Origin of the sequence: Helicobacter saguini (genome assembly GCF_000762875.2) — a bacterium.
In the GTDB taxonomy this organism is placed as follows: Bacteria; Campylobacterota; Campylobacteria; order Campylobacterales; family Helicobacteraceae; genus Helicobacter_A; species Helicobacter_A saguini.
The window spans coordinates 101871-127045 of record NZ_JRMP02000001.1; the positions used below are offsets into that span (position 1 = coordinate 101871).

Genomic DNA, 25175 nt, shown 5'->3' on the forward strand with positions numbered 1-25175 from the left:
TTTATTTTTGTCTTTTTGGAGTGTGGAATGAGTAGGTTTGAGAAGCGATTATTGTGGTTTTGGAGTGGAATATTTGCGTTATTAGTGGGGTTGTTTTTTATTTTATCTTTTGTATCAAGGGATAGAATCTATGAAGCAAATTTGGAGTATAAAGATTCTAAGATTCTAGAATCTAACTTGCAGGATTTTCCTGCCGCTCATACCTTAAAGGGTGGGATGGGTGGGAAAAGTGTTGCAAGGCAGGAAAATTCTGCAAATTACACCACCAAAAATTTTATAGAATATAACGCAAAAATAAAATTTAAAAATCAAATTTTTAGGGCGCAAAAAGATTTAAGCGATATTGAAATTATTGACTTTAAATTCGCAGATTCTAAGATGAATTTTAGTGCGGATTCTAAGGAAGTAACAAATGTTACATCCAAGGCAAACGCTTTAGAATCTAATAACAACAATGGGGGGGGGGGGGTAACTCAACACCTAGATTCTAAAAATATAGACAATATAGAATCCAACTCACAAAATTCTAAAATAGATTCTAAAAATTCTATAAATAATAAAGCAGATTCTAATAATTTACAGAATCAAGATTCTATAAATGCTAAAGATTCAAGCAACCTATCATCCGCTCACCAACCTATTTTAGAAAAAGATTCTAATAAAAACATAGAATCTAATAAATTTGAAAACTACCAAATCTATAACTTTAATCACCCAAATAACCAAAATTTTATAACTTTTATAATGCCACAAGATTCTATAAAACCAACACAAATAAGTTACAAAACCCATTTTAAAATCACATTTCTACTCAAACTTTTGCAATATTACCTAACAGGAATCGCCCTATTTTTCCTAACAAAAATAAAGATTTTATTCAAATATAAAAAAGTTACTATTTTAATAGCTTTTATTCTTTTAACTTTCAGTTTTTATAATAATGCTTTGCATATCGTAAGCCCAAATGACTTTAAATTTTGGCAAAAAGATACAGAGGCAAGTGTCGTTGGCAAGATTATCGCCGACATTCATCACCTTGATACGCAGGGCTTTGGGCTTATTTATCCCATTGATTATTACCCCACGCCATCTCAAGCAATGCAAATCTATGAAATGTTAGAAAATAACGAAACGCCCAAAACTATCGGCGTTTATAAAAGTGCCATCGGCTTGCAGGGCTTTATTGCTTCTTATATTTATCGGCATTTGAATCTAGATTCACTCAATTTGCTTTACTTTCTAGCCGCGATTTTGTGTGCGTTTGTGATAACATTTTCTAGCATTTTATTTGCAAAAATCATAAATCGCACCTTTGGTATCGTGTTTTTTGCGACACTTTTCCTAAGTAGCGGCGTGGTAAATTATGGTAATAACCTTTATCATTTGTATTTTGCGTGGTTTGTGCCTTTTATTTTCACTTCTTTGCTTTATCTAAGGCTGCAAAAAATAGCGAAAGATTCTAAAATTACGGAATCTAACTCGCAAGATTCTAACAATTTTGATAAACAAGATTCTAAGCATTCTAAGAAAATGGATTTTATTTCGCAAAATTCTATCGATTCTAAGAAAACAGATTCTATAAAACTCGATAAAACCTGCGTTTTACTGCTCGCCCTTTTCACCCTTAGCTTTACATTTCGCGCGGCGTGTAGTTATGAGTATATCACAAGCATTACGCTTTTTGCGATTTCACCATTTCTAATCGCATTTTGCCTTACATTTTGGGAATCTAAAAGTAAAGATTCTAAGAAAAATACAGAATCTAATTTGCAAGATTCCAAAATAAATTCTAAAGATTCCATAGAATCTAAAACGCAAGATTCTAAGAATTTAGATTCCAAAACCCAAACGCCCACCCACCACCCTTTTTTAGAGAAAGATTCTAAAAACTCCACCCAAACATCCACTTTAAATACAGATTCTAAAATCCTATCGCTCTCACAAAACCCTATTTTAGAGAAAACCACGTTATTTAAAATGATTATTCTACTTTTTGCGTTAGCGATTTTTGGCTTTAGCCTGTGCTTTATATATCATTGCTATTTACGCGGTGATGGCAGCATTTTGCAAGGTTTAGAGAATATCTACAAGCAAGATTATTTACGCCGAATGATAGGCGGCTCGGCAAGTGATTTTGACCCCGGCTATGCGGACTCGCTAAATGCTAGTGTGTTTAAGGTGATTAGTAGATATTTGCTAGGCGATATTTATTTTATTTTTAGCGATGTTAAGGCACTCGCATTTGTGTTGCTGCTAATTAGCGTTGGCATTTTGTGTGTATGTGCGTTTAAGAATCGTAATATAGATTCTAAAAAGTCCGCTTTTTCTAATAAAGATTTTCTAGATTTTAAAAATACAGAATCTACGCCATCTTTAGATTCTAAAAGTCCTTTAGATTCTAAGATTTTAGATTCTAAAAGCACTTCTTTTAATATTTTTAGCTGGTTTAAAAGATTATTTTGCTTAGATTCCAAAGATTTTTCAAATGATAAAAATTTAGATTCCAAAGGCTTTAGCATATTTGCGCTAGATTTAAAAGAAGTGCGTTTGTGCGTTGTGCTAATATTTGTCTTTGCACTATCGCCACTTAGCTGGTATATCATGGGCAAGGCACATAGCTACATCCACACTCACATGAATTTCATCCTACTCTACTTCGGCTTCATCCCCACCCTATTTTACGTAATTATTTTAAACATTTTAGTAGGTTCAAAGACAGAATCTGCAAGATTCTAACGCACAAAAAAACATTTGTTAGAATCTAAACGCATTAAAGATTTTATTTATGTTGCAGTAAAAAACACCCCTTAATAGATTCTAAACAATAGAATCTACCCCCACAAAATAAGATTCTAAAGCACTAAAACTTCGCCTTAGTATATACAAGCCCTGTGTGTGCGTTACCAAAGCCATTTGTTACATAGCCGCCGCCCACAGACCATTTAAAGCTACCAGATTCTAAGATGTTGTAGTTAAGAATTGTTGAAAATTCTTTATAATCACCATCTGCGTATAGAATATCCAAATCTAGTGTTTCACCTAGCTTAAATCCTGTGAATACATACCAAGTATCTACATACGCATTCAAGTAGCCGCGATTGCTTAAGCCTGTGCCATTGTAGCTAAATGGATATAGATATTGTCCGTAGAATCTTGTTCTATCCACAATAGTATTATTACCTAAGCCGATACCACCGATGCTAAGATAACCACCACCTAGCTTAATCATATCGATAAATAGGAACTCTTGGTCTGCTTGCCACATAAAACCATTTCCGCCGTTATCAATGTTATTTGACCACAAGAAGCGACCTGTAGTAGTCGATTTCACAGGACCAGCATTAAAGCTAAATGCAAGTCTTGCACCAGCCTGAAGCGTATCGCTCCATCCATCTCTTAGCCAATATTGCGCATAAGGGCTAAGGCTAAAATACTCACCGATTTTCACATCGATACCAGCGGCAAATAGCTCATTTCGCACATTAAAGTTATTCCAGCTTGATGAGTAGTTACCCATACCTGAAATATCCATACCATAGCGTCCATCAGTGTTACCGATTTTGTTACTTGCGTTATAACCATTTCGCAAATAGTCATTTACCCAAGTAGCCCACACGCCAAAGTAAGATGAGTCATACGCTAAAGCAAAACCTTGATTATTCCCGCCAATCCAATCTGCTGTGCGTAAGATTTTATTTGCATTATATCGACCGATTAAGAAATCTAAACCATTGCCTTGATAGCCAAAATACAAGTCGCTTAACTCAACAAATGGGCGTTTAAATAAAGCGCCATCCCAGCGATGCACATAATCATTAGATGTATAGTCGCCACCTGCACCAATAGTCAAAGGAGCAAATCCAGCCCACGCTCCCGCACCAAATCGAATGCCGCTAAAGTTGAAATCAACACCTATGTTACCGCTTACGCCTAGATAGCCTGTTACGCTTTCACCAGGGCGAGAGTTACCATCACCAAAGCCAAAGTTACCAATCACACCCACTTGACCAAATGGCGTAATAGTCGCCGCATTACTAACGCTAACTAAAATCCCAGCCGCTACAATTGAGCCAACAATTTTTTTTGTCATTTTCTTTCCTTATGTTTTGATGTAGCAAGTATATAAGCAAATTATAATCCACTTACCACTCTAACGCAGATTCTAACCTTGCTTGGCAGTCTCTCTTATGATAGATTCTAGCCTTTTGACAGATTCTATCATAATAGATTTTATCCCTTTTGGTAGTCTCTATCTTAATAGATTCCACACTTTTTGGTGTAGATTCCACGTAGCAGATTCTAACCTTGCCTAAAACTTGTTTAGCACTATATCGACTAAAAACTGAAAAAATAATATTTTTTTTACATTATTTTTAAAATTTAATTACTTCGGTTTAAAATTCTTAGAATCTACACAATATTCTTTCACAAAACAGGTCACACACTGCGGATTTACCGCCTTACACTCATATCGCCCAAATAGCACAAAGGCTTGGTGCAGCGCGTTTAAATCGCTCTTAAAAAGCCCCTCTAAATCGCTCTCAGTTTGCAGCGCGCTTTTTGAATCACTTAAGCCTAATCGGTGCGAAACGCGAAAAACATGCGTATCCACCGCCATATAATTTTGCTTTAAAAACTCGCCTAGCACGACATTTGCACTCTTTTGTCCGACACCTTTTAGGCTCATTAAATCTTTTTGATTTGTGGGGATTTCGCCGCCAAATTTCTGCACTACGGCTTTTGCCATTTCGATTAGATTTTTGGCTTTATTGTTGAAAAATGAGACTGATTTTATAAGATTTTTGACATCATTAATATCGGCTTTGCTTAGGGCGAGCGCGTTTGGATACTTGGCAAAAAGTGCGGGTGTGACGATATTTACGCGTTTATCCGTGCATTGTGCGGACAACATCACGGCGATTAAAAGCTCATAAATATTTGTGTAATGCAGCTCGCTTTTTGCGTCCGCATATTTTTGTAAAAATAAGGTTTTTAGAATCTGCGCCTTTTGTGTTAAGGTCATGTTTATCCTTATTTGATATTTAAAACATTAGCATTTTACCGCATTTCCCCAAAAATAATGTTAAAATACACGTTTCAATTTGTGATAACAAAATGGAGACAATGACAAAGCAAGGAAAGACAATGTTCTCATCAAATTCTCTCAAAAAAGATTTGCAGCAAAAAGAGGCAGAAATACAAAATCTAAAGGCTGAAGTTGCCCTGTATAAAGGGCTTAGTGCGGTGGCGGCTAGTGATTTTATATTCGCGGTAAATGACAAGCAAGAAATCGTCTTTAGCAACGACAATGCAAAGGCGATACTTGCCGATATTAAGGGCGTTTTGCCGACTTTGCTAACACATCCAAACGCCATAAGTATCAAAAATCAGCTGTATTTAGTGGTGAGTAAAAAGGTCGATGGCTTGGATACTTTCATTTTGAATATGACGAATTTTGGTGATAAAAGGCTTGGCGGGGTCGATATTGTCGGCATTTATTTGGTCGCTTTAAAGGGCGGACTGACCGCTACGCAAAATAGCTTTGCTGAATCTTTTCAAGAGCTAACCAAGATTCTAACAAATAGTGAATCTATCGCGGATAACTCGCATGAGGGCTTGAAAATTAGTGAAAAATCTTTGGAAGATATTAACGAGCTATGCGATAAAGTCCAGCACGCACAGCAACTTGCCCAAAGCCTTAGCAGCCGAAGCAACGACATTACAAATGTGATTTCGCTAATTGATGATATTGCAGAGCAGACAAACTTACTTGCGTTAAATGCGGCGATTGAAGCAGCACGCGCTGGAGAGCATGGACGCGGCTTTGCGGTCGTAGCCGATGAAGTTCGCAAACTTGCCGAAAAAACGCAAAAAGCCACAAAAGACATCGCCATAGTCGTAAAAGCAATGCAGCAAGAAAGCGGCGACATCCACGTAAATACCGAAGAAATCAATGGCATCACCGAAACGATGCGAGAAAATGTCAATACCACCGTTGATATGATGCGAAATATCTCAAGTAGCACCATCGGTATTCGCTATATGTTGCGTATGATAAACAATCTCATTTTCTGCTCCCTTGCCAAACTCGACCACCTTGTGTATAAAAATAACTTGTATTCATTTGTTATTGATGCGGCGCCTGACTTTGCGATTGTCGACCACAAAAGCTGCCGACTTGGGAAGTGGTATTATGAAGGCGATGGATACAAGCACTTTAGGGATACGCAAGGGTATCGCGAGCTTGAGAAATATCACGCTGCTACGCATAGTTATGCAAATGCGATGGCTATTCCGCTTAAGGAAAAACAGCCTGTCACAAAGGATTTTATCGATAAAAATATCACAATTTTTGAAAACTCCACGCAAGGCGTCATAAAAGAAATCGATAATATGCTACATGAGAAAAATGAAAAACTTGCAAAAGACAGCGAAATAGAACGTGACAAAGTCAAAAGTGAATAGAATCTTTTTGTGGGATAGAATCTAGATTCTAAAGATAAATTCATTATAAAAAAATCTTCATTTAGTAATTTAAGTTTAGAATCTAGCTTATGGGGGTGCCGGGGTGGCGGGGGTTTTCTGGGCGTAAAAGGGATAAGCCATTGCTATCTTTGCAGGCTAGTAGCATTCCTTCGCTTAGCTCGCCCATTAGCTTGGCTGGTTTAAGATTTGCTAAAACTATCACTTGCGAATTTACTAAACTTTCAGGGTTATAAAATTGTGAAATACCTGCGATTATTTGTCTTGGGTTTTCTTCGCCTAAATCAACTTTTAACTTTAATAATTTTTCGCTTTTTTCTAGCTTTTCAGCACTCAAAATTGTGCCTACTTTCAAATGGATTTTTTGAAAATCGCTTAGGGTGATTTTAGATTCTATATTTTTAGATTCTATATTAGATTTTTGAGAATCTTTAGAATCTGGGGCGTGGGATTTTACCCCCCCCCTAGCCCCCCCCGCAAGGGGGGGGGAAGAAAGAGTGGTGTCCCCCGCAAGGTGTGGGGGAAGAGAAGTAGCATTTCCCGCAAGGGTGGGGGAATTCCCTTTAGATTCTATAGCCTCGCTCTCACTCGCAATAACATTAGAATCTTTTTTCATTCGCGGTGAATCAATCTTAGGAAACAACGCGTCAATCTTTGTAATCTTAAAATCGCGTTTATATTCAAACTCAACGATAAACCCACGAAAGCCCACAGAATCTATCTTAACGCCTAAACAAGCCGCAATCTTAAGACAAGTCGTAGGCATAATAGGATAAAGCAAAAGCGAAACTTTCAGCAAAATATTTGCAATTAGATTCAGTAATTCTTTGCATTCTTGCACTTCGCCACGCTTCATCATCTCCCAAGGGGCAAATTTTGTAATCATCGCATTTGCAAGGTGCAGCATTTCCCAAATAGATTCTAAATATTTATTTGGCTGCATATTATTCATAAAGCCGAGTGCTTCATGGCTCAGTTCATCGACTTTCTCACGCTCTAGCTGGAATCTATCAATACTAAAACTATCGCTCAAATCATACTCAAAATATTTTTCACTCATTCCTATTAGCCGATTGACAAGATTGCCTAAATCATTACTCAACTCGCCATTATTGCGATTAATCAACGCCCTTTCGCTAAAGTCGCCATCTTGCCCAAAAGGCACTTCTTTTAGCAAAAAATAGCGGAAAATATCAAGCGGATACGCTTCTAGTATATCAAGCGGATTTATCACATTACCGATACTTTTAGACATTTTCACACCATCAATAGTCCACCATCCATGCACGAAAATATGCTCTGGAAGCGGCAATTCAAGGCTCATTAAAAACGCTGGCCAGTATATCGCGTGAAATCGCAAAATATCCTTACCTACGACATGTGAAGTGTGCTTAAAATACTCCATTTTAGATTCTAAAGCAGGGTTTTGCTCAGCTTTATGCTGCAACAATTCACGCGCATTATTGTAATCCAAGCCATAGCCAAGCGCGGATGGATAGTTCATTAAAGCATCAAGCCACACATACACGATATGTTTATCATCTTTTAGCTTCAGCGGCACTTTTATCCCCCACTCAAAACTCGTCCTAGTAATCGATAAATCCTGCAAAGAATTATCCACAAATTTTATCACTTCATTTTTTTTATGTAGCGGCAGGATACACGCAGGATTATTTTTATACCATTCAAGCAATTTATTTTGATATTTTGAAAGGCGAAAAAAGTAGCTCTCTTCTTTCACCAAACGCGTCTCTTTACCACAATCAGGGCAGTAGATTCCATCAAGCACTTGCGTTTGCGTAAAAAAGCTCTCGCAACTAACGCAATACTGCCCTTCATACTCGCCCTTGTAAATGTCGCCCTTATCAAACATTATCTCAAATGCCTTTTGCACGCTCAAAATATGCTCCAAATATGTCGTGCGGATAAATTTATTATAATCGATATGGAATTTATCCCACACATCGCGGAATTTGTTAGCAATCGTGTTGGCATATTCAATCGTTTTTATGCCCTTTTTTCGCGCCGCTTCTTCAATCTTTTGCCCGTGCTCATCTGTGCCTGTAAGCAAGAACACATCATCGCCTTGCAGTGTCCAGTATTTCTTAATCACATCCGCGATAATCGTAGAATACGCATGCCCGATATGCGGCACATCATTCACATAATAAATAGGGGTAGTCAAAAGCCGTTTCATTTTTGTCCTTTGCTTTTAGAATCTTGTGTCTATGTAACATAAATCTAGATTCTAATTTAAAAATTTGGGTTTTAAGTTTTTTAGAAATAAAAAATAATTTTTTTTTAAATTTATGGTTCATTTTAATAAAATTTACCCACTATCAAACAATTTAAATTAGTAAATTAAAATTCTATAATCTTAATTTTTTCACAATATAATACATTTTTGTATAAAATATTTTGAAATTAGCCGATTTAGTAGAAATGCTACACTAAGCAAGACAAACAAGATTTAAGGAGCAAATTATGAGAGCGTATAATGCCCATAATATGTATCAACAAAATTCGGTGAGTGTGGAAAGTCCAGCCAAACTTATCGAGATGTTGTATGAAGGTATTTTGAGATTTTTGGGTCAGGCAAAGCGTATAATGGAGGAGGAGGACATCGATATAGAGAAAAAAATCTACTATATCAACCGCACGACTGATATTTTCACCGAGCTATTAAATGTCCTAGACTACGATAGAGGCGGCGAGGTCGCGGTGTATCTTACAGGGCTTTACACGCATCAAATAAAGCTACTAACGCAGGCAAATATGGAGAATAATGTCGAGAAAATCGATATTGTTATGAATGTAGCCCGTGGCTTACTAGAGGCGTGGAGGGAAATCCATCAAGAAGAGCTAGGGCGACCTAATGCGTAACTTTTTTAGATTCTATATCTTGTAGAATCTTTAAATCTATTCAACGTAACTTTTATTTTTTTTAGCAAGGTTTTATCATTTACTTTGTTAAAATAATATAAAAAACAACGTTATATTTTTAAAAATACGAGAATCTTATAATAAAATGGTTAAAATACAAGAATATAAATTTTGATTTATAGACATTATGAAATTTCCTAAGGAGAATTAATGGCGAAAGATGATGTCATTAAGGTTGATGGAAAAGTAATTGAGGCTTTGCCTAGCACGACTTTTCGTGTGGAATTGCAGAATGGACATATCGTTCTATGTCATATTTCAGGTAAAATGCGAATGCACAATATTAAAATATTACCAGGCGATAACGTTCAAATCGAACTAACACCATATAGTTTAGACAAAGGTAGAATAGTGCTTCGCCATCCACGTGAATAACCATTAATACCATAATGTTGCTGCTTAGATTTAGTATTAGTTTTTTATTTTTGTTTGTTAGTTGTGGAATCTTGCCCTACATTAGAATCTTCATGCTCTTCCTCGTCGTGGGATTCTGGGGAATCTAGCGGGTCTTTTGTAATGTAGAATGTGTTGTTTGTTAAATCAGCACTCTGTAAAAAGTTATCCATTACATCCTTTTCCACACGTGAGTATTCCAAAAATTGCTTTTTATCATTTCCGCTTAGTTCGCTTCGCTGCGTTTTGATTTGCCCTAGCGGATTTATGGGCTTATTATTTTTATACACGCCAAAGTGTAAATGTGGTCCTGTGCTAAGTCCTGTGCTACCGACATTGCCGATATATGTGCCCTGCCGCACACGCGCACCGATTTTACTAGCCTTGCCGATTTTGCTTAAGTGTGCATAAAGTGTGCGAATGCCCCCTGCGTGATTGATTTCGATTACCTTGCCATAGCCACCCTTTACGCCTGAAAAGGCGATTATCCCCTCCCCTGCCGCATATACTGGAGTGCCTGTCGTGGCGGAAAAATCTACGCCATAATGTGGTCGCACATAGCCTAATACGGGGTGTTTTCTCCCGCTTGAGAATTTCGAGCTAATGCGGCGATATTTTACAGGTGTGATTAAAAAGAAGTTTGCCATTTCCTTGCCATCCGCGTCATAGTAGCGATTTTTGTAGCCAAAAAGGTAGTAGAATTTGCCCTTAGATTCTATAGCGATGGATTTGACATCTGGTGTGCCGATATTTTTGCCTAAGCGAAATTTGCGTGTGTAGATTACGGCTACTCTATCGCCCTTTTGCACGACGTAGCGGGCTTTGTATGCGTTTAGAAACTCTTGATTTAAGCCGCCATCTTGAGTTGCGTTATATAAAGCCTTGCTAGGTCCGCCGCCATCTTGAATCTTGGCTATGACTTTTTGCTCAAATCGCAGGGATAATATGGGCGTGATTTCTAGCTTGTATGCGTTGTCGTTAAAATCATAGAATATTTTTACCTGCATATCAGCATTTAGCGGCAAATAGGCTTGTAATAGCGCGCCCTTGCTATCGCGTAATACATAAATGTCAGAATCTGTTTTGACATCGGCGACTAATTCTTTATCTTCTGGGGCTAGGTTGTAATATGTAGATTCTGGAATATTATTTTGTGCGAAAAAGCCTAAGAGTGTAGAGCCATATTTCCAAGCGTATCGCTCGGCGTAGGTGGCGTTAAAGCCGCTTTGTTTTTGCGGGGTTTTTGGTGTTTCTTGTGGTTTAGATTCTATAGAATCTTTAGAATCTATATTTTTAGAATCTTGCGAGTTAGATTCTATAGAATCTTTTTTAGAATCTTTATTAGATTCTAAACTTGCTAGGGTGAGATTCCCCCCTCCCTTGCGGAGGGGGGTTAGGGGGGTGGGTTCTGTTACGTCGTTAGAATCTAGATTTTGTGTTTTGATAGAATCCTTTTTATTAGAATCTATTTTAGTATTATGGCTTTCTCTTTTATTGTGGTTATTGACCCACCCCCCAGCCCCCTCCGCAAGGGAGGGGGAGTGAGCGTCTTTAGATTCTATATTTTTAGAATTTGCAATTTTAGAATCTCTAGAATCTACATTTTTAGATTCTATATTTTTATTAGAATCTTTAGAATCTGCCTGTATAAAAACGACATTAAAAAGCAATAAAATACAAAAAAAACTAAAAAAAACTCTCATATTAATATAAATCCTTGCAAAGTATGATAGAATCTTGGCATTATATTTGCTAATAACTTTTAAAGCTTTCACTAAAGGATAAGTGAAAATTAGCTAAATGTAAAGGTTGAAAAAGGGTAATTATATCGTTATTTTGTATATAAAGGCTTTATTTTCAGTCATTTTAAGGATTTTATTATGAAAGATTGGATTTATCCAAGTGTCGTTTTCGTAATCTTTCTGTATGTTATGGCTTTTGTGCTTTTTTACACATATAAAGGGCAGGCTGGCTATGGCGGTGGTAAGCAAAAGGGCGGAACGACAAGCGTGGAGAATTTCCAAAGTGAAATGAGTAAAAAATTAAAATGATTCTAAAGTTTTTTAAAAATTTGTCGATATAGTTTTTAGGATAAATAGGACTAAACCAAATGTAAGGAGACAACTATGAGAATTTCAGCAAGTGTAACAGCTACAATTCAACAGGCTCAAAACCGCGATAGAGACGCTATCAAAAATAGTGATAGAAATGATAGAAATGAACGCGTGAGAGATGATTCTGTAAGCGAAATATTTGGCGGAAAAAGTCGAGCTGATAGAGTAGCTCAAATCAAAGAAGAGATAAAAAATGGGACTTATAAGCTAGATTTATTCGCTACAAGCGATAGAATGGCACGAAGTTTGCTTAATGCTTAGGTAGAAAGCGGAGTTAAGATTCTAATTTTTAAGGGGTTTTTTTATTTTGTCATTGCGTATGGCAGTTTTATAGAATCTAGATTCTATAAAGCAATTCTCCATAATTCCATAGAATCTTATCCGCTATTTAGCTAGGGAAAAGCAAATGAATAACGATACACTACATTCTTACTTAGAAGCGGCTATACAAAAGCTAAAGTCGCTAATCACTTTCACACAAGATGACATCGAGGATATAAAGCAGGCTAAACACGAGGCAGTTTTTGAACGCGCTAGCCAAAAAGTTGGCGTTATAAAAGAGTTTGAAACTAGCAAGGGCTTGATTGATAGGGAGATTTTGAGCCTTACACAGCAGTATCCGCATTTGAAACTAGCCGATATTTTGGACGCTAAAAGTGATAATTTGCTAGGGAATATGCGAAAGACCTTAGAGGAGCTAAAGGCGATAAATACACATTACGCACGACTTGCCTTTGCAGTTGGCGAATTTTACACATCAATGGCAGATAAGCTAATCCCAAGAGAAAAAGCTGACTACAAAAGCAAGGTAGAGCAATCAAAACTACTTAAAATCAACGCGTAAGATTCTATAGAATCTTAATTGTCATAACATTACACAAGTCTTTTTTTATTGTCAAGTGGCAGTGCCTTTTCACGTCGTATTTTTTGCTGTAAAACCATCATTGCATACTGCAGTGTTTCAGGGCGAGGAGCACATCCTGGCAGATAAATATCCACAGGGATAATCCTATCTACGCCTTGCACGGTCGCATAAGTGTTAAACATACCGCCCGTATTCGCGCAACTCCCCATTGACACGACCCACTTTGGCTCAGGCATTTGGTCATAAAGTCGGCGCGTAAATTCCGCGTGCTTCTTAGTTAGCGTCCCAGCGATTATCATCACATCGCTCTGCCTAGGACTAGCCCGAAAAATAATGCCAAATCTATCAAAATCAAATCGCGAACCGCCCGTTGCCATCATCTCAATCGCGCAACACGCAAGCCCATAAGTAAGGGGCCAAAGCGAGTTACTCCGCCCCCAGTTTAGAATCTTATCCACACTGCCAAGTGCCACAGGTGCGCCTTTTAACGCTGCTACTTCATTCATTTTTATCTCCTTTAAAGTTAAGATTTATGTCGCTTTCTATCATTTCTTCAGTGATTGCGCCTTCTATCATTTGTAAAATTTCGCCGTTTTTATCCACGATTAAGGCAAGCGGCGCATTAAAATCGCGTCTTTCTACATTTAACTTTCGTTTTATAGAATCTATTATAAACGTTAAATCATTTTGTGTTTCTACTAAGTTAGTAAAAACGATATTTTTATCTAATAAAATATTAGATTCTATAATATCCTTTTGATTTAAGATTATAAAATCTATATCTTTATGATTTCTTGCAAGATTATTAATGTGTGGTGTTATACCGCTACACAAATTGCAATCTTTAGGGTAAATCATAACAACCTTAGGTTTATTAGAAAAAGCGTTATTATTACTTAAAGAAGTTATATTAAATAGAACTTTTTTAGAATCTTGCTTAGAATTTTGTATATTAATATCAAAAATATTATCTTTTTTAGAATCCGCTTTAGAATCTATGTTTTTAGATTCTATAAAAATGTGTTTTTCAACCTTTTCTTGCGTAGTTGCAGAATCTTTTTTATCCACAGAAAAAAGAAAATACACCAAAAGTGCCACACAAAAAAACATCGCTACATAGCCAACATACCGCATAAAATCACCATAAAATTTTCTAAGAATTATACAACATTTAATCACAAAACTACTAAATAATCAAACTTTTATAGAATTTAGATTTTATAGAATATTATTAAGATTAATAAGATTCTAAATAGACTTTAAGTCTATAAATCAAAAATATCTAATTTTTATAACAAAAAAATTACATTATTATTACGCCTTGTAAAATGAGAATAATAGAAAATGTAACATTTTGTAATTTTCGCAATAAAAAAATATGGAAAAATTTTTAAAATTTATTATATAATATGAAACATTTGTAAAAATATTAGTAAGTGTTATTAATATTTTACACGTATTTTACATAAAATTTATTATTAAAAAAAGGAGTAAAAATGACAAAAACACAAGTAAATTTATCCGTAGCAAAAAAAATTATGTTTTCAACGTTAGTTGTGATGATTGTGGGGTTTAGCATATTTATCGCGGTAAATTATTATATGTCAAAGCAAAGCTTAATAAGAGATATTGCAAATGGTAAAAAGGAGAGTGTGAAAACTGCTGTGGCATTTATCGACTATTTTATCGAGACTAAAAAGGAAGTGATTACCGCGTTATCGCGTGAGATTTTAAAGGTAAGCGATTTAAGTGTGGAATCTGTGGGTAAGCATTTGTGGGTTAGTTCGCATTATAGCGTGTTTGACGCACTTTTTGTGGGGTTTGAAGAAGATGGAAAGCTAGTTAAAGTCGATGTAGATTTTAAGACAAATGAGGTAAGTCAAGCTTATGTGCTAGATAGAAGCAAGGGCTATGATGCTAGAGAGCGGCTTTGGTATAAAAGTGCAAAGCGTGATATGAAGCCCGGGTTATCTAGCGTTTTTAAGGATATAACAACGGATAATTACACGCTAACCGCTTATGTCCCGCTTATTAAAGATGGCAAGCTTATAGGCGTTATCGGCGGCAATATTTTTTTACATGAGATGCAAGTAGAGTTTCAAAAGCTAAAGACAACTGAGACTAGCTCGGTATTTGTCGCGGATGAAAATAATAATATGATACTGCATTCAAATGCAAACTGGCAAATGAGTCCTGATAATGATTTAAAACAAGCCGTAATAGGCTTTGCCCGTGAACTAGCCGCAAATAAAAATAAAAATGAGCCAACTGATATTATCCGCTACAAGATTAAAGATGATGACCGCGTAGGCGTATGTATGCAAAATGACGACTGGATGCTGTGCAGTGCAAATTCTATGGATGATTATAAGGAATCTTTTCGCGATATTTTAATCCATCAAAGCCTTTTTACGATTATATTTGTCGTGGTGATTATGCTTGTGCTGTGGTTTATTGTCGGCTATGTGCTAAAGTCTCTGCCTATCATTCAAGAGGGGCTAATCCACTTTTTTGACTATCTAAATCATAAAAAAGATTCTGTAAAACTCATTGATATTAAGACAAATGATGAGTTTGGAATCGCCGCTCGTGTGATAAATGAAAATATTAAAATAGCGCAAAATACACTCCAAGCCGATAAAATCGTGGTAGCAGACGCGGTAAATATCGCTCGCGACGTAGAAGCGGGGAACTTGCATTTGCGTGTGGAATCTAAGGCGATAAACCCAGAGCTAATAAAGCTAAAAAATACATTTAACTCAATGCTAGATATTTTAGAATCTAGAATCGGCAAGGATATAAATAGGATTGAAAGCTTATGTAAAAGCTTTGCAGGGTATGATTTTAGCGCGCGTATTGAGAATGCAAAAGGTGAGCTAGAAGTAATGTCAAATAACTTGGGAAATGATATTTGCAGTATGCTTAAGCAGTCTTTAAGTTTCGCTGAGAATCTAAGCAGTCAAACCGAGATTTTGAAAGATTCTATGTCTAAATTGACTGAGGGCTCACATACGCAAAAAAAGGCGTTGGTAGAACAAGCCGCGACAATAGAGCAGATAAATAACGCAATGCAAAATGTAAATAGCAAGACAAGCGACTTTGCAAAACAAGCAGAAAACATAAAAAATATCGTAGATGTGATAAAAGAAATCGCAAATCAAACAAACTTGTTGGCTTTGAATGCCGCAATCGAAGCGGCTAGGGCTGGGGAACATGGACGTGGCTTTGCAGTCGTAGCCGATGAAGTAAGGAAACTCGCCGAACGCACACAAACAAGTCTAAGCGAGATAGAATCTAATATAAGTGTGCTGGTGCAAAATATCGTAGATATATCAGAATCTATAAAAGAGCAAACGCATGGCTTAAGTAACATAAATGATGGCATTATGGAGCTAGAAAATGTCGCCCAAAATAACTCGCAAATAGCCGACCAAACAAACCTAGTCGCCGGCAAAGTCAATGATATAGTAGAAGAAATCATAACAGATACGAATAAGAAAAAGTTTGTGTAAGATTCTATAGAATCTTTATAATATTTAAAATCTAGATTCTATAATCTTTGTGTTTTGCCGATATTCCTTTGGATTTATAGATTCTAAGGTTGGAGAAAATAATGAAAAAGTTTTGCCTATTTGTTATATTTCTTGCGTTTATAGGTTTGAATCAAACACAAGCAAAAGAGCCATTTTCCCCTGATTTTACCCTAAATGTCATTCAAGGTATGGAGCCCCCGCCACTGCCGCAGGTTTATGGTATCGATGTGCCTGATATTTGGGGGCAGTATGAGGAGAAAAATCTGGTCGCCACAAGTCCGCTTTTGCCTGAAACGCCTATGATTATGGAGGTGTGTGCGATTACTGGGCGTCCGCAGTATGCGTATGCGAACTCGCAGGAACTGCTGGCTGGCTGCTATCGTGGCGATGCGGGTTTGAGCCTTTTGGAGCTGCAGCCTTATGAGTATTGGGAGAGCCTTAGTAGCGTGGGGCGTGAGCGGCTTATGCCACGCGGTTTTGAGGCGCCTTTCAATGTGCGTGTGGTGATAAATTATCGCAATGCGCGTGTGTCAAATGCGCCATTTAAGACCATTGAGCTTGGCGAATTTGACAGCCCGACTAGCTATATCGCGATAAATGGGCAGGTTTTTCAGCACAATCTTGAGATTATGCGCGCGATTTATGGCGTGATTTATGATATTTATGATGAGAGAATCTAGACTATAAAATGGTTTATCTATAGTTATATTCGCGTTCTGGGACGATGATTTCTTTGAAGTCTTTTGCGTCAAATAGGATTGGGGCGTATTCTTCTATGTAAATGTCGATGTTTTCTACTTTTGCGTTTGCTAGGCATTCTATTATATGTTTATTTGTCATAGATATTTCTATCTCATCTTGTAAGTTTAATTCTATATTATCAATAATATCTTTTACTTCAGAGTTGTTTCTACCATGTAAAGATTCTATGGTGATTTTATCTTTGTAAAAAATGATTTTTGACGCACTGCATAAGCCATTTACCCTTTGTAGTGCTTTTAGCAAACTATCTCGTTTAACATTTATAGAAATACCCCTTTCTTTTTCTATAACCTTTTTAAATTCTGGGAATTTAGAATTAATAGTCCTTACATATATCTCCATATTTTCAGCTACAAAGCAAACAGATTCTATATTCGTCTCAATTTCTTCGTATTCATTTTCTTCATTTGCCTTTTCTATATCAATTTCTTTTATATAAAAGTCAAAATTATCCCCAAAGAATTTAACTAGCTCAACTATTCCCTTTTTAGGAATAATACAAGAAAAGTCAATCTTATCGTTTGGATATTCAGTCTCTATATATGCTAGTCTTAGTGTATCGGTGGCTACTATTGTTAAAACCTTGCTTTCTATTTGTAATAATACACCTTGAGTATAGATTCTAGACGCATTCTTTTCATCACAGCAGTGTATAATGTTTTTAAATGTATCAGTTAATAGTTTATTGTCAATATCTATTTTTTTGTAGCCTTGCGTTGTTTTATAATCATCTTTAAAAGGGAAATCATTTAAATCATCATCTCTATCTTTACTATTAGTATCTCTTACTTTATAGACAGGGATTTTAGCATTGTAATTTTTTTGTTTAATATGCAATATGTCTTTTTTATCATCATATTCAATTATCACTTCAGAATCATCTAGCCCTTGCTTTATACATTCACTAATAAATTCACCTTTAACCGCACAAAAGATTTTACCTTCTATAGAATCTGGCACTACTTTTAGTTTCATACTAATTGCTTCATTATTTGTAGCTTTCAAATAAAGTGCGTTTCCATCTGTTTCTAATAAAATGCTTGAGCTTAAATCAAAGGTCTCTTTTTTGTTGTAAGCATTTCCTAACGTGCTAATGGCTTGCTCTAATTTATTTTTTTGAATCGTTAGAATATTTTTTTGTGACATTTTTTTCCCTTGCGTGTATTATTTAGATTCTTAGTAGTATTAGTAGTGTTTGTGAATTTGTGAATTAAGATTTTATAGAATCTTAAAAATATTTGTGGCTGGTAATTTTGCGACTATATTTTAATTCACATTTTTGTGTGGTTTTCATTCACTGCTATTCACGTTTTAGATTCTAAAACTACTTTGAAAAGTTGTAATTATATCTAAGAAATATTAATTTTTTTGCATAAGTTTGTTTTTTAGATTCTCTATTTCCATTTTTAGTTTAGAATCTTTTTGTATTTCATCACTTATTGTTTTTATTTGTTTGCTTACCGCACTATGTCCTTTTAGATTTAGCTCCATTGCTATATCTGGAAAGCTTGTCCTCGTTACATTTTTTGCTAAGTATGCTACGATTTTACGTGCTTTTGCTACATTTTTTTTGCCACGCGTTTTAGATTTAATTTCGCTTGGTTTAATGTTATATTCTAATGCCATTAGATTTATTATATCATTTAGGTTTATTTCATGGCTTTGCGTGCTTCTATCTTCTAGGATTGTTTTTAGTAATTCGATTGTTATAGGCACTTTTAAAAGCATCATATTTCCATAAATTGTGGTGATTGTCCCTTCTAAATCTCTTATATTTTCTTGGATTTTTACCGCTATAAATTCGATGACTTCAGAATCTAATTGTATATTTCTAACCCTACATTTTTGTTTTATGATATTGATTCTAGTCTCTAGCTCAGGAGATTCTATCTTTGCCATCATTCCGCCCATAAAACGAGACTTTAGCCTTGTCTCAAGCTTTTCGATTTTTTTTGGTGGTTTATCGCTGGTCATTACGATTTGTCCGCCTTCTTGCACGATGTTATTAAAAGTGTTGAAAAACTCTTCTTGAAATTTCTCACTAACGCCCAAAAACTGCACATCATCAATTAGCAAATAATCGCATTTACGGAATCTTTCTCTAAATTGGTCCATACTTTTATTTGTGATTCTATGTTTATATTCATTAAACATTGTTTCGGCTTCGATATAAATCACTGATGCGTTTGGATTTTTCTTATACACGGCATTGCATATTGAGTGCAATAGGTGCGTTTTCCCTAAGCCTGTGCTGCCGTGTATTAGTAGTGGATTATATCTTGCCTTAGAATCTACTACGCTTTTAGCACTCTCATAAGCAAAGGCATTGCATTCGCCTACGATAAAGTTTTCAAAGCTGCATTCAGTATTAGTCATAGCCGTGTTATTTTTTATGTAATATCTTGTTTTAACATCATCTATGGTTTCTATATTTAGTTGAGATTCTAAGATGAATATTATTTTTGGCGTGATATGTGCGTTTTGTGCTATTTCTAGCATTTTGCTTTCATATTTTCGCTTAACCCAGTTTAGTATAAAGCTATTTTTTGCTATAAAAATGAATTTAGATTCACTAGATTTATTATAATCATAAGCGATTTTGTCTAAATACTGCGTTTTTTCTAACATACTTGAATTTTCTCTTAAAATTTCCAAAACATCATTTCCATTCATTTTAATCCTTTAATTTCACTTAAATTTTTGCAATTATAACATTTTTACGTGAATTAAGACGTGAATTAAAAGTGAAAATTAAGTGAATGTTAAGTTACTTTTAAGGTTTTAGATAAATGTGTTAGTATTCTAGATTCTAAAAATCCACCAAATTTATTGTAAAATTACAGAATCTAAAACGACAAAAGAGAGATTAAATGGCGACTTATTTAGACTTTGAGCAGCGGCTTAAGACCCTGCAAGACGACATAGATTCTGCGTTGTTGTCAAATGACAAAAGTGCGGCGGACATTCGCAAGCAAGAGCTGAAAAACGAGAAAAAAAAAATTTATAGCAACCTAAATGATTATCAAAAACTCCAGCTTGCGCGCCATCCTGACCGCCCTTATGCGATGGACTACATCGAGCTGCTGCTGAAAGACGCGTATGAGATTAGCGGTGATAGGCATTTTAGCGATGATAAGGCGATTGTGTGTTTTTTGGGGCGAATTGATGGGCAAAAGGTGATGGTGATAGGCGAGGAAAAGGGGCGTGGCACGAAAAATAAGCTATATCGCAACTTTGGTATGCCCCAGCCTGAGGGCTATCGAAAGGCGCTTCGTGCGGCGAAAATGGCGGAGAAATTTAACATTCCGCTTTTGTGCCTTGTGGATACTGCGGGCGCGTATCCTGGCGTAGGTGCTGAGGAGAGGGGGCAAAGCGAGGCGATTGCTAAGAATTTGGAGGAATTTAGCGCGCTGAAAATCCCAACAATTAGCATTGTGATAGGCGAGGGCGGCAGTGGCGGCGCACTTGCTATCGGCGTGGCTGATAGGCTTGCGATGCTGGAGTATTCGATATTTAGCGTGATTTCGCCAGAAGGCTGTGCGGCTATCTTGTGGAATGACCCTAGCAAGACTGAAGCCGCCACAAAGGCACTCAAAATCACGCCAACTGAGCTAAAAAAGGCGAATTTGATTGATGATATAATTAAAGAGCCGCAAGGTGGCGCACACCGCGATAAAATCGAGGCTGCAAATAAAATCAAAGACTACTTTTTAGAATCTGTGGAAAAAATCCGCTCTGATTCTAACTTTTTAACCACGCGCTATAATAAGATTATGAGTTATGGGGCTTTCGCGGAGAGTTAGATTCTAAGTGCGTTTATAGAATCTAAAATGGATTTATGATGTGCAAAAAAGATTCTATCAAATATGCTAGTGGCTTTTCACTGCTTGAGATGTTGGTGTGCCTTTTAATTTTAGGCATTTTATCGCTTAGCATTTTAAAGCCGCAGATTAATGCTATGCTAGGCATTCGTGCGGCTAGTTTCCACCTGCAAAAGCTGCAAAAAGATATAAATGAAATCGCTTACAATGCCTTTTTGAGTAAAAGGGCTGTGGATAGAGCGGCTATTTTAAACCTTATAAATAATGCGGCGGGAAATAATCGCTTTTTTACTTTGGAAGTGCGTGGTAGTGCTTTTTTGTTGAGTGTGGGTAGTGAGCGTTTGAGGCTAAATATTAGGGAAAATGCAAATGGGAGTTTTAGCATTACTTGCAATCCAAATCAAGCCCTTTGCAGAAAGCTTTATCATAGGAAGCAGAGTAAGTAGATTCTATGGAATCTAATTATTCTTTATCTAATTTTCCCACTAAAGATAATTCGAAATTTGCTCCCATAAATTTAAAATGTGGTCTTGCTAGCAGTTCTATTTTATACCATCCTGGCTCTCCATCCACATCACTTACTATAATTTTAGCTGACCTAAATGGTCTTCTGCTTCTTACTTCTGGCGGTGGATTTTCTTGGTCTGATATATATTGTCTTAGCCATTCATTTAATCCTTTTTCTACATCTTGACGTTCCTTCCAACTACCTATTTCTTCTCTCTGTAATACTTTTAAGTAATGTGCTAGACGTGAAATGAGAAATACATAAGGTAGTTGTGTGCCTAATCTATAATTTGTTTCAGCTTCTTTACCTTCTTTGGTATTTGGAAATATTTTTGGTTTCAAAGATGAATTAGCAGAGAAAAACACTGCATTATTAGTATCTCGCCTAAGCGTTAGTGCTATGAAACCTTGCTCTGATAGTTCATATTCTCTTCTATCTGTGATTAGCACTTCAGTTGGAATTTTAGATTGAATACTACCAAAATTCTCATAAAAATACATAGGTAAATCTTTTACTGCTCCACCACTTCTAGGACCTATAATATTTCCACACCATCTATAATGCTCAAAACTTTCAGCTAAGCGAGTAGCAAATGCGTAGGCTGAGTTTCCCCATAACAAATGATTATGATTCTTGCTTACGTCTTCTGTATAATTAAATGACTTTATAGGATTATTTTCTGTATCATAAGGAGAGCGAGTTAAAAATCTAGTAACCATAAGTCCCGTATACTTAGAATCTTCGCTTTCCCTAAATGTTCTCCAACGCGTATATTGCGGTCCTTGCAATAATCCTTGTAAGTCTTGTATGTTTGCCAATTCTGCATAATTGTCAAGTCCAAAGAATTTTGAGCCTACAGATGTCAAAAATGGAGCATGGCTCATAGCTGCAATAGAAGACATTTTATTTAAAAAGTTCATATCAGGATTTGAAGTGCTAATTTCATAATCACCTATAATAGCCCCTACAGGCTCACCGCCAAATTGCCCGTATTCGCTTGAGTAGATATTTTTATAAAGCACAGATTGTGTTATATCAGGATTATTTTCAAAATCTTCTAATGCTTCTTGTTTCGTAACATCAAGCAAATCTACCTTTATATTTTCATTAAAGTTAGTTCGCTCGACTAAAAAATGTAATCCACGCCAAGTAGATTCTAGTTTTTGAAATTCCTCGTTATGTAGAATTTCATCCATTTGTTGTGAAATCAACTCATCAATATGTCCAACCATTTCATCTAAGGCAAATTTATTGATTTTATCCTCCGCATTAGGAGATTTTACAATTTGACTTATAAATTCTGCCACGCCTTTTTTTGCAATGCTATAGCTTTCGTCGTCTTTTGAATACTTACTCTTTTCCATAATGTATTCAATTACTGAATCTTGTTTAGATTCAGTATCATCAACCTTAATCTTAACATCTTCTTTTGTTTCCATACTTATCCTTTGTTTGTATTTTATAGAATCTAAAATTCTATTTATATATTATCTTTGCCTGATATTTCAAGTAATAGCTTTTCTTTTTTGCTATCATCTTGCAAGGCTTCTAATACTGCCTTTCTAAATTCCGGTATATTTCCCATAGGTCCTTTTAAAGCTAATAGTGCTTCTCTTAGTTGCATTAGCTTTTTTAGTTCTGGGATTTTTTCTACTATACCATCTGGAGAAAAGTCTCTCATGCTTTCAATATTGAGATTCACATTCAACTCATCATTTTCATTGCCATTAAGTTTGTTTTTTACACTGAAATTAACATTTATACCCATTTGTTTCATTACTTGGTTAAAGTTAATTTTATTTATGGATACTACTTCCCTATTTTCTAATGGCATTTTTTTATTATCGCCCGTTAAATCTGCCATAACCATTAGTTTTAATGGTAGCTCTACATCTGCATTCTGTCCATTTGTTTTTGTTTTGTATGTTATGTTGATACGCTCTTTTGGAGCTATACTCTCTGCCATATTTACCCTTTTAGTTTTAATAAATGTGATTATATAATTATTTTAAGGATTCTATAGAATCTATGCACTAATTATTAATATATTTTTGTAATGCCTTTATAAGTAGTTGCTCTATCAATTCTTTATTGTTATTAAGACTAGAATCTATAGCATTTGCTATAAAGTCTATAAAACTTACACCACTAATATCTTTAAATATAGGCGTATCTAATTCTTTTATGATTATGCTTAATATTGCTAAATTAATAACTTTATTAGAATCTAAAAGTAAAATGTTATTAATTATAGTAGAAATATTTTCAATATCTAATGTATTGTATTTATTGTCTATTTGTATTGATTTTTCCAAAGTATTTAAATCCTGTTTTATTAAATTTAGTATATTTATTTTTGTTAAAGATTTAGATTCTATATTTTCTTGTGTTATATTACTTAAGCCTAGTTTAGAATCTATATCTTGCAGGGTATTATTGTCTAATAATTCATCATTAGATTCTATATTTAGTCCATTTACCTTGCCTCTTGGTTCTAAATTTATAGAATCTAATTTATTATAAGATTGTATATCACTAATATTTTCTTTATCTAAGCTTGTATCTATTTTGCTAGGAGATATACATATAAAGTCTATATCACCTATTTTAAGGCTATCACCATAGTTAATAGCCATTTCATATCCTGCGAGTAGTTTTGAAAAAGAGCCATTATAAAATATTTCACTATCACCGATACAAGTAATAAGAAATTCTCCTTCATCAAAAGTTATTTCAGCATGTTTTTCGTTAATACTATTATTAGAATCTTGCACTATAAAGCTACAATCATTGCCGCTACCTATACTACCACCAAATTCATCGAATATATAATAACTTTTATCAAATTGTTTTGCTTGTTGTATGTTTTTAATCTGCAAGGCAATCTGTTGCATTAGCACTCCGTTAAATAAATTAGATTCTATAATAGATATTTGTAGAATCTATTTTATATAATAAAAACGTGTAATAGCAAATAATATTGTGCGTATTTGTCTGTAGATTCTATGTATTTCACGAAATATTACAAATTTTTTATATCTTTTTTTATCCGCTTTAGATTTTACTTGATGTTCTGGTTTACCTATCGTTGAGTTAGCATCTAGCTCGTTTATTTTAACAAGTGGGTAAGAATATACCATTTCCACCACATTATGAATATACGAAGAAGATATATAATAATCAACCGCAATATATATTTTATTTGAATGTTTTATAAGCTTTTTAGCAGCATTAGGTGTAATATAATATCCGCTAGCACCAAGTATTAAAGCATGTCCAAAAGCAAAATTTTCTTTTACTAAAATCATCTTATGAAATGTTCTAAAGCTAATTCGCACATATTCATAAGATTGTTTAATAATATCTTGCAATCCATCAAAAAATATTGGTGTAAAATCAACATCATCTTCTAAAATAAAAAATGCTTTATTTATCTCTACACATTTTTCCCATAATGTAAAGTGCGAATAAAAGCAAGCCATTTCTGTAAGTCTTACATCGCGAGCTTTCCAAATCCACGCCATAAATCTATTATAGCGATTGATAAAACCTGATGTCTTAACATCCTGCGGTGTTTTAGCTTTAAAAAATTTAAAGTTTATCTTATCTTTATTGTGTGGATTGCACCTTTGCCAGGTGGCAATATTTTCTTGCATTTTAGATTTTCTATCAAGTGATGTGCTAAGATTTATAATATATACATCAATATTATTGCTCATTTTTACCCTCTGATTTATTCAAATAAATCATAAG

At 35.2% G+C, this 25175-nt stretch carries 24 protein-coding genes and 1 pseudogene; 12 read left to right on the forward strand and 13 right to left on the reverse strand.

What is annotated here, in order from left to right; all coding sequences use genetic code 11:
* Positions 1 to 27 precede the first annotated feature (27 nt).
* Positions 28 to 2736, forward strand: a complete 2709-nt coding sequence (locus tag LS64_RS00510; RefSeq protein ID WP_118949026.1) for a hypothetical protein — start codon at positions 28 to 30, stop codon at positions 2734 to 2736.
* Positions 2737 to 2860: 124 nt separating this feature from the next.
* Here the strand turns inward: LS64_RS00510 and LS64_RS00515 are convergent, their stop codons facing one another.
* The 3 genes from LS64_RS00515 to nth all read right to left on the reverse strand — a co-directional run bounded on the left by LS64_RS00515 (position 2861) and on the right by nth (position 5023).
* Positions 2861 to 4090, reverse strand: coding sequence for a hypothetical protein (locus LS64_RS00515; protein ID WP_034570672.1), 1230 nt, complete (start codon positions 4088 to 4090; stop codon positions 2861 to 2863).
* A 52-nt stretch (positions 4091 to 4142) separates the two neighbouring features.
* On the reverse strand, positions 4143 to 4289 hold the full coding sequence (locus tag LS64_RS12230; protein ID WP_160659254.1) for a hypothetical protein: 147 nt from the start codon (positions 4287 to 4289) through the stop codon (positions 4143 to 4145).
* A gap of 95 nt (positions 4290 to 4384) precedes the next feature.
* Positions 4385 to 5023: an endonuclease III gene (nth, locus tag LS64_RS00520; RefSeq protein WP_034570675.1), complete on the reverse strand. Its 639-nt coding sequence runs from the start codon at positions 5021 to 5023 to the stop codon at positions 4385 to 4387.
* A gap of 422 nt (positions 5024 to 5445) precedes the next feature.
* Between nth and LS64_RS13870 the strand changes: the two are divergent.
* Together LS64_RS13870 and LS64_RS13875 are read left to right on the forward strand one after the other, a co-directional pair.
* Positions 5446 to 5997: pseudogene (locus tag LS64_RS13870) on the forward strand (methyl-accepting chemotaxis protein); the annotation flags it as partial.
* A 54-nt stretch (positions 5998 to 6051) separates the two neighbouring features.
* Complete coding sequence (locus LS64_RS13875) at positions 6052 to 6465, forward strand: CZB domain-containing protein (RefSeq protein WP_237416300.1); 414 nt, start codon at positions 6052 to 6054, stop codon at positions 6463 to 6465.
* A gap of 82 nt (positions 6466 to 6547) precedes the next feature.
* Here the strand turns inward: LS64_RS13875 and metG are convergent, their stop codons facing one another.
* On the reverse strand, positions 6548 to 8680 hold the full coding sequence (gene metG / locus LS64_RS00530; RefSeq protein ID WP_034570681.1) for a methionine--tRNA ligase: 2133 nt from the start codon (positions 8678 to 8680) through the stop codon (positions 6548 to 6550).
* A gap of 287 nt (positions 8681 to 8967) precedes the next feature.
* Here metG and fliS point away from each other — a divergent pair, with 287 nt between their 5' ends.
* Positions 8968 to 9366 (forward strand): flagellar export chaperone FliS, encoded by a 399-nt coding sequence (fliS, locus tag LS64_RS00535; RefSeq protein WP_034570684.1) that lies wholly within the window; start codon positions 8968 to 8970, stop codon positions 9364 to 9366.
* A gap of 210 nt (positions 9367 to 9576) precedes the next feature.
* Positions 9577 to 9801 carry a translation initiation factor IF-1 gene (infA, locus tag LS64_RS00540; RefSeq protein WP_034570686.1) on the forward strand — a complete coding sequence of 75 codons (225 nt, stop codon included), beginning with the start codon at positions 9577 to 9579 and terminating at the stop codon, positions 9799 to 9801.
* 44 nt (positions 9802 to 9845) lie between these two features.
* Here infA and LS64_RS00545 read toward each other — a convergent pair whose 3' ends face one another.
* Entirely contained in the window at positions 9846 to 11522 is a 1677-nt protein-coding gene (locus tag LS64_RS00545; RefSeq protein ID WP_052062369.1) for a peptidoglycan DD-metalloendopeptidase family protein, read from the reverse strand.
* 177 nt (positions 11523 to 11699) lie between these two features.
* On the opposite strand from LS64_RS00545, the gene LS64_RS12235 reads away from it, so the two are divergent.
* From LS64_RS12235 to LS64_RS00555, 3 genes are all read left to right on the forward strand, one after another.
* A complete protein-coding gene (locus tag LS64_RS12235) occupies positions 11700 to 11870 on the forward strand; it encodes a hypothetical protein (protein ID WP_160659253.1) in 171 nt (56 codons plus the stop codon).
* Between the two features lie 75 nt (positions 11871 to 11945).
* Positions 11946 to 12194, forward strand: a complete 249-nt coding sequence (locus LS64_RS00550) for a flagellar biosynthesis anti-sigma factor FlgM (protein ID WP_034570688.1) — start codon at positions 11946 to 11948, stop codon at positions 12192 to 12194.
* 145 nt (positions 12195 to 12339) lie between these two features.
* Positions 12340 to 12777, forward strand: a complete 438-nt coding sequence (locus LS64_RS00555; RefSeq protein WP_034570690.1) for a hypothetical protein — start codon at positions 12340 to 12342, stop codon at positions 12775 to 12777.
* A gap of 29 nt (positions 12778 to 12806) precedes the next feature.
* On the opposite strand, the gene LS64_RS00560 is transcribed toward LS64_RS00555, so the two are convergent.
* Positions 12807 to 13304: a NuoB/complex I 20 kDa subunit family protein gene (locus tag LS64_RS00560; RefSeq protein WP_034570692.1), complete on the reverse strand. Its 498-nt coding sequence runs from the start codon at positions 13302 to 13304 to the stop codon at positions 12807 to 12809.
* Positions 13297 to 13932, reverse strand: coding sequence for a TlpA family protein disulfide reductase (locus LS64_RS00565; RefSeq protein WP_034570695.1), 636 nt, complete (start codon positions 13930 to 13932; stop codon positions 13297 to 13299). Before LS64_RS00565 ends, LS64_RS00560 begins: the two co-directional genes overlap by 8 nt.
* Before the next feature lie 362 nt (positions 13933 to 14294).
* On the opposite strand from LS64_RS00565, the gene LS64_RS00570 reads away from it, so the two are divergent.
* Positions 14295 to 16310, forward strand: a complete 2016-nt coding sequence (locus tag LS64_RS00570) for a methyl-accepting chemotaxis protein (RefSeq protein WP_052062370.1) — start codon at positions 14295 to 14297, stop codon at positions 16308 to 16310.
* Between the two features lie 101 nt (positions 16311 to 16411).
* Positions 16412 to 17011, forward strand: a complete 600-nt coding sequence (locus tag LS64_RS00575; RefSeq protein ID WP_034570697.1) for a hypothetical protein — start codon at positions 16412 to 16414, stop codon at positions 17009 to 17011.
* Between the two features lie 13 nt (positions 17012 to 17024).
* On the opposite strand, the gene LS64_RS00580 is transcribed toward LS64_RS00575, so the two are convergent.
* Positions 17025 to 18239 (reverse strand): DNA polymerase III subunit beta, encoded by a 1215-nt coding sequence (locus LS64_RS00580; protein ID WP_034570700.1) that lies wholly within the window; start codon positions 18237 to 18239, stop codon positions 17025 to 17027.
* Between the two features lie 213 nt (positions 18240 to 18452).
* Positions 18453 to 19766 carry a chromosomal replication initiator protein DnaA gene (gene dnaA / locus LS64_RS00585; protein ID WP_034570703.1) on the reverse strand — a complete coding sequence of 438 codons (1314 nt, stop codon included), beginning with the start codon at positions 19764 to 19766 and terminating at the stop codon, positions 18453 to 18455.
* A 197-nt stretch (positions 19767 to 19963) separates the two neighbouring features.
* Between dnaA and accA the strand changes: the two genes are divergently transcribed.
* A complete protein-coding gene (gene accA, locus LS64_RS00590) occupies positions 19964 to 20896 on the forward strand; it encodes an acetyl-CoA carboxylase carboxyl transferase subunit alpha (protein WP_034570707.1) in 933 nt (310 codons plus the stop codon).
* A gap of 35 nt (positions 20897 to 20931) precedes the next feature.
* Positions 20932 to 21360: a prepilin-type N-terminal cleavage/methylation domain-containing protein gene (locus LS64_RS00595; protein ID WP_081948272.1), complete on the forward strand. Its 429-nt coding sequence runs from the start codon at positions 20932 to 20934 to the stop codon at positions 21358 to 21360.
* A gap of 16 nt (positions 21361 to 21376) precedes the next feature.
* On the opposite strand, the gene tssC is transcribed toward LS64_RS00595, so the two are convergent.
* From tssC to LS64_RS00615, 4 genes are all read right to left on the reverse strand, one after another.
* Complete coding sequence (gene tssC, locus LS64_RS00600; RefSeq protein ID WP_052062371.1) at positions 21377 to 22861, reverse strand: type VI secretion system contractile sheath large subunit; 1485 nt, start codon at positions 22859 to 22861, stop codon at positions 21377 to 21379.
* 41 nt (positions 22862 to 22902) lie between these two features.
* Positions 22903 to 23388, reverse strand: a complete 486-nt coding sequence (gene tssB, locus LS64_RS00605; RefSeq protein ID WP_034570712.1) for a type VI secretion system contractile sheath small subunit — start codon at positions 23386 to 23388, stop codon at positions 22903 to 22905.
* A gap of 67 nt (positions 23389 to 23455) precedes the next feature.
* Positions 23456 to 24316 (reverse strand): FHA domain-containing protein, encoded by an 861-nt coding sequence (locus LS64_RS00610; RefSeq protein ID WP_034570715.1) that lies wholly within the window; start codon positions 24314 to 24316, stop codon positions 23456 to 23458.
* Positions 24317 to 24364: 48 nt separating this feature from the next.
* Complete coding sequence (locus tag LS64_RS00615; RefSeq protein WP_034570718.1) at positions 24365 to 25141, reverse strand: glycosyltransferase family 25 protein; 777 nt, start codon at positions 25139 to 25141, stop codon at positions 24365 to 24367.
* Positions 25142 to 25175: the final 34 nt, after the last annotated feature.

What these genes read in the sequence shown, in the direction of transcription:
- dnaA (WP_034570703.1), bottom strand. Translation starts at nt 19,766, where the DNA reads ATGAATGGAAATGATGTTTTGGAAATTTTAAGAGAAAATTCAAGTATG.
- LS64_RS00615 (WP_034570718.1), bottom strand. Translation starts at nt 25,141, where the DNA reads ATGAGCAATAATATTGATGTATATATTATAAATCTTAGCACATCACTT.
- accA (WP_034570707.1), top strand. Translation starts at nt 19,964, where the DNA reads ATGGCGACTTATTTAGACTTTGAGCAGCGGCTTAAGACCCTGCAAGAC.
- LS64_RS12235 (WP_160659253.1), top strand. Translation starts at nt 11,700, where the DNA reads ATGAAAGATTGGATTTATCCAAGTGTCGTTTTCGTAATCTTTCTGTAT.
- LS64_RS00610 (WP_034570715.1), bottom strand. Translation starts at nt 24,316, where the DNA reads ATGCAACAGATTGCCTTGCAGATTAAAAACATACAACAAGCAAAACAA.
- LS64_RS00510 (WP_118949026.1), top strand. Translation starts at nt 28, where the DNA reads ATGAGTAGGTTTGAGAAGCGATTATTGTGGTTTTGGAGTGGAATATTT.
- fliS (WP_034570684.1), top strand. Translation starts at nt 8,968, where the DNA reads ATGAGAGCGTATAATGCCCATAATATGTATCAACAAAATTCGGTGAGT.
- LS64_RS00545 (WP_052062369.1), bottom strand. Translation starts at nt 11,522, where the DNA reads ATGAGAGTTTTTTTTAGTTTTTTTTGTATTTTATTGCTTTTTAATGTC.
- tssC (WP_052062371.1), bottom strand. Translation starts at nt 22,861, where the DNA reads ATGGAAACAAAAGAAGATGTTAAGATTAAGGTTGATGATACTGAATCT.
- LS64_RS00560 (WP_034570692.1), bottom strand. Translation starts at nt 13,304, where the DNA reads ATGAATGAAGTAGCAGCGTTAAAAGGCGCACCTGTGGCACTTGGCAGT.
- LS64_RS00565 (WP_034570695.1), bottom strand. Translation starts at nt 13,932, where the DNA reads ATGCGGTATGTTGGCTATGTAGCGATGTTTTTTTGTGTGGCACTTTTG.
- LS64_RS00595 (WP_081948272.1), top strand. Translation starts at nt 20,932, where the DNA reads ATGATGTGCAAAAAAGATTCTATCAAATATGCTAGTGGCTTTTCACTG.
- tssB (WP_034570712.1), bottom strand. Translation starts at nt 23,388, where the DNA reads ATGGCAGAGAGTATAGCTCCAAAAGAGCGTATCAACATAACATACAAA.
- LS64_RS00555 (WP_034570690.1), top strand. Translation starts at nt 12,340, where the DNA reads ATGAATAACGATACACTACATTCTTACTTAGAAGCGGCTATACAAAAG.
- LS64_RS00550 (WP_034570688.1), top strand. Translation starts at nt 11,946, where the DNA reads ATGAGAATTTCAGCAAGTGTAACAGCTACAATTCAACAGGCTCAAAAC.
- LS64_RS00575 (WP_034570697.1), top strand. Translation starts at nt 16,412, where the DNA reads ATGAAAAAGTTTTGCCTATTTGTTATATTTCTTGCGTTTATAGGTTTG.
- LS64_RS13875 (WP_237416300.1), top strand. Translation starts at nt 6,052, where the DNA reads ATGATAAACAATCTCATTTTCTGCTCCCTTGCCAAACTCGACCACCTT.
- LS64_RS00515 (WP_034570672.1), bottom strand. Translation starts at nt 4,090, where the DNA reads ATGACAAAAAAAATTGTTGGCTCAATTGTAGCGGCTGGGATTTTAGTT.
- metG (WP_034570681.1), bottom strand. Translation starts at nt 8,680, where the DNA reads ATGAAACGGCTTTTGACTACCCCTATTTATTATGTGAATGATGTGCCG.
- LS64_RS00570 (WP_052062370.1), top strand. Translation starts at nt 14,295, where the DNA reads ATGACAAAAACACAAGTAAATTTATCCGTAGCAAAAAAAATTATGTTT.
- LS64_RS00580 (WP_034570700.1), bottom strand. Translation starts at nt 18,239, where the DNA reads ATGTCACAAAAAAATATTCTAACGATTCAAAAAAATAAATTAGAGCAA.
- infA (WP_034570686.1), top strand. Translation starts at nt 9,577, where the DNA reads ATGGCGAAAGATGATGTCATTAAGGTTGATGGAAAAGTAATTGAGGCT.
- nth (WP_034570675.1), bottom strand. Translation starts at nt 5,023, where the DNA reads ATGACCTTAACACAAAAGGCGCAGATTCTAAAAACCTTATTTTTACAA.